Source organism: Sporichthya sp., assembly GCF_013815995.1.
Taxonomy (GTDB): domain Bacteria; phylum Actinomycetota; class Actinomycetes; order Sporichthyales; family Sporichthyaceae; genus Sporichthya.
Genome location: NZ_JACDFE010000338.1, coordinates 1 through 3,250, shown reverse-complemented (window position 1 = coordinate 3,250; position 3,250 = coordinate 1). Strand labels below are relative to the sequence as shown.

At 70.8% G+C, this 3,250-nt stretch carries 4 protein-coding genes; 3 read left to right on the top strand and 1 reads right to left on the bottom strand.

The window, feature by feature from the left end:
- From H0X00_RS22890 to H0X00_RS22880, 3 genes are all read left to right on the top strand, one after another.
- Positions 1–214 (top strand): glycosyltransferase (locus H0X00_RS22890; protein ID WP_367186745.1); only part of this gene is annotated, 214 nt, incomplete at its 5' end.
- 11 nt (positions 215–225) lie between these two features.
- A complete protein-coding gene (locus H0X00_RS22885) occupies positions 226–1,908 on the top strand; it encodes a CTP synthase (protein WP_293775097.1) in 1,683 nt (560 codons plus the stop codon).
- 70 nt (positions 1,909–1,978) lie between these two features.
- The gene (locus H0X00_RS22880; RefSeq protein ID WP_293775096.1) at positions 1,979–2,614 is read left to right on the top strand and encodes an NUDIX hydrolase; all 636 of its coding nucleotides are present in this window, start codon (positions 1,979–1,981) and stop codon (positions 2,612–2,614) included.
- A gap of 45 nt (positions 2,615–2,659) precedes the next feature.
- On the opposite strand, the gene H0X00_RS22875 is transcribed toward H0X00_RS22880, so the two are convergent.
- Positions 2,660–3,250 (bottom strand): calcium-binding protein (locus H0X00_RS22875; protein ID WP_367186744.1); only part of this gene is annotated, 591 nt, incomplete at its 5' end.

The following is a 3,250-nucleotide window of genomic DNA, read 5'->3' as shown; positions in this document are numbered from 1 at the left end:
GGTCGGGGACGCCGCCCTGCTGGTGCCGCCCGGCGACCCGACGGCCCTGGCCGGCGCGGTCCGCCGGCTGCTGAGCGAACCCGGTCTGGGGGCCACCCTGGCCGCCGCCGGGGTGCTTCAGTGCGCCGGCTGGCCCGACGAATCCGCGGTCCAGGCGGAGTTGATCAAGCTCTATCGCCAGTGGCGGGTCGGCAGTCCGCCCGCCATCCCGTAGGCTGGAGTTCCATGGCCGTGCCGCACATCACCAAGCACCTTTTCGTCACCGGCGGCGTTGCGTCGTCGCTCGGTAAAGGGCTCACCGCCTCCTCCCTCGGAAACCTGCTGACCAAGCGCGGGTTACGGGTCACGATGCAGAAGCTCGACCCCTACCTCAACGTCGATCCCGGGACGATGAACCCGTTCCAGCACGGCGAGGTTTTCGTCACCGACGACGGGTCCGAGACCGACCTCGACGTCGGTCACTACGAGCGCTTCCTCGACACCGAGCTGCACGGCTCGGCGAATGTGACGACGGGTCAGGTGTACTCGACCGTCATCGCCAAGGAACGCCGCGGGGAGTACCTCGGCGACACCGTCCAGGTCATCCCGCACATCACCAATGAGATCAAGGCCCGGATCCGGCGGATGGCCGGAGACGAGATCGACCTGGTCATCACGGAGATCGGCGGCACCGTCGGCGACATCGAGTCGTTGCCGTTCCTGGAGGCCGCCCGCCAGATCCGCCATGAGGTCGGCCGGGACAACGTCTTCTTCCTGCACGTCTCGCTGGTGCCCTACATCGGCCCGTCGGGGGAGCTGAAGACCAAGCCCACCCAGCACTCGGTCGCGGCGCTGCGCAGCATCGGTATCCAGCCCGACGCCATCGTCTGCCGTGCCGACCGGCCGATCACCGCCAGCATCAAGCGCAAGATCTCGCTGATGTGTGACGTCGACCAGGAAGCGGTCGCGGCCGCAGTCGACGCCCCATCGATCTACGACATCCCGAAGGTGCTGCACGCCGAGGGCCTGGACGCCTACGTGGTGCGCCGCCTCGGGCTGCCGTTCCGCGATGTCGACTGGACCGCCTGGGACGACCTGCTGCGCCGTGTGCACAAGCCGGCCAACGAGATCGTCGTCGGCCTGGTCGGCAAGTACATCGACCTGCCGGACGCGTACCTGTCGGTGACCGAGGCGCTGCGCCACGGCGGCTTCGCCCACGACGCTCGGGTGCAGATCCGCTGGGTCACCTCGGACGAGTGCGCGACCCCGGAGGGCGCCGCCGCCGCGCTCGACGACTGCGACGCGCTCTGCGTGCCCGGTGGGTTCGGTGTCCGCGGCATCGAGGGCAAGATCTCCGCGATCCGCTACGCCCGGGAGAACAAGATCCCGTTGCTCGGGCTGTGCCTGGGCCTGCAGTGCGTGGTGATCGAGGCCGCGCGCAACCTGGCCGGGCTCGAGGGCGCCAACTCCGCCGAGTTCGACCCGGCGGCCCAGCACCCGGTGATCGCCACCATGGCCGATCAGCGCGACGTGGTCGCCGGCGAACGGGACATGGGCGGCACGATGCGCCTGGGCCTGTACCCGGCGAAACTGGCCGAGGGTTCGATCGTCCGCGAGCTCTACGGCGAGCCCTACGTCTCCGAGCGGCACCGGCACCGCTACGAGGTCAACAACGACTACCGCGCCCAGATCGAGCGGGCCGGCCTGGTCGTCGGTGGCACGTCGCCGGACGGCCGCCTGGTCGAGTACGTCGAGCTGCCGCGCGAGGTGCACCCGTTCCTGGTCGCCACCCAGGCGCACCCGGAATTCCGCTCCCGTCCGACCCGCGCGCACCCGCTGTTCGCCGGTCTGATCGCCGCCGGTCTGGTCCGCCGCAAGGAGCGCACCGTACCGGCGCAGCCCGCGGAGTTCATCTCGGCCGCACGTTGAGCGAGCGCGGCGAGCTCACGATGAATGTCGAACGCGGCTCCGCGAGGACGAAGTCCGTGGCGGAGAGGCAGTGAGCGAGTCCCCGCTCCAGGACACCGACGACGCCTGGAAGGTCTTCGACAGCTCGATCGGCTTCACCGGTGGCGTCGTCTCGATCCGCGTCGACGAAGTCGCCATGCCCGGCAGCCTTGTCGCCAAGCGCGACGTGCTGGTCCACCCCGGCTCGGCCGGGATCCTCGTCCTCGACGACACCGGTCAGCGCCCCAAGGTCCTGACCGTGCGCCAGTACCGGCACCCGGTGCAGCGCCGGCTCTGGGAGCTCCCGGCCGGCCTGCTGGACGAGAACGAGTCGGCCCTCGCCGCGGCCAAGCGTGAGCTTGAGGAGGAGGCACACGTGCAGGCCCGCGATTGGCGGGTGCTGCTGGATGCCTACACCTCCCCGGGGATCAGCGACGAGGCCGTCCGGATCTATCTCGCCCGCGACGTGCGTCCCTCCGACGGCGAGCGACGTGCCGCGGTTCACGAGGAAGCCGACATGGAACTGCGCTGGGTCGAACTCGCCGACCTCGTCAAAGGTGTTCTCGGCGGTCGCCTGCACAACCCGCTGGTCGTGATGGGCGCCCTCGCCCTGCGTGCCGTCCTCGACGGCCCGGGCATCGGCTCCCTGCGCCCCGCCACCTCGCCCTGGCGCGACCGCCCCGCCTGATCGAACCATTAGGCGTGTCACGCCTAATGGTTCGTTTTCCACAGGTCAGTAGGTGATGACCTCGACGTCGTCGAAGGAGTCGAGGCCTTCGCCGCCGACGCCGTGGTCGCGGCCTTCGCCACCGGCGATGGTGTCGTTGCCGGCGCCGCCGAGAAGCGTGTCGTCCCCGGCGCCGCCGAAGATCCGGTCCGCCCCGTCACCGCCCCGCACGGTGTCGTCCCCGCCGCCGGCGCAGATCTGGTCCTTGCCGCCGCCGCCGTCGATGGTGTCCTTGCCGCCCCGGCCGACGATCACGTCGTCGCCCGGTGTCCCGACGATCGCCTCGGCTGCGTCGGTGCCCACCTTCGTGGCCGGCTTGCCGTCGCACGTCGGGGTCCGGGAATCGCCCGAGGGTTCGGACGCGCGCCCGGCCGACGCGGAGTAGGTGAGCTGCACGACGCCGTCCTGGTAGATCCCGGACTGGCCGAGTTCGAAGCGGACCCCGGAGGTCCTGGTGGTGTCCGCGAAGCTGCTCCCACCGCCTCCTCCGCCGAGACCGGACGGGGCCGGGGCCGTCGCGCCTCCGTCGGCGCCGCCACCTCCGCCGCCGTAGAAACCGCCGCCGCCACCCCCGCCGCCACCGGTGCCGACGGCGTT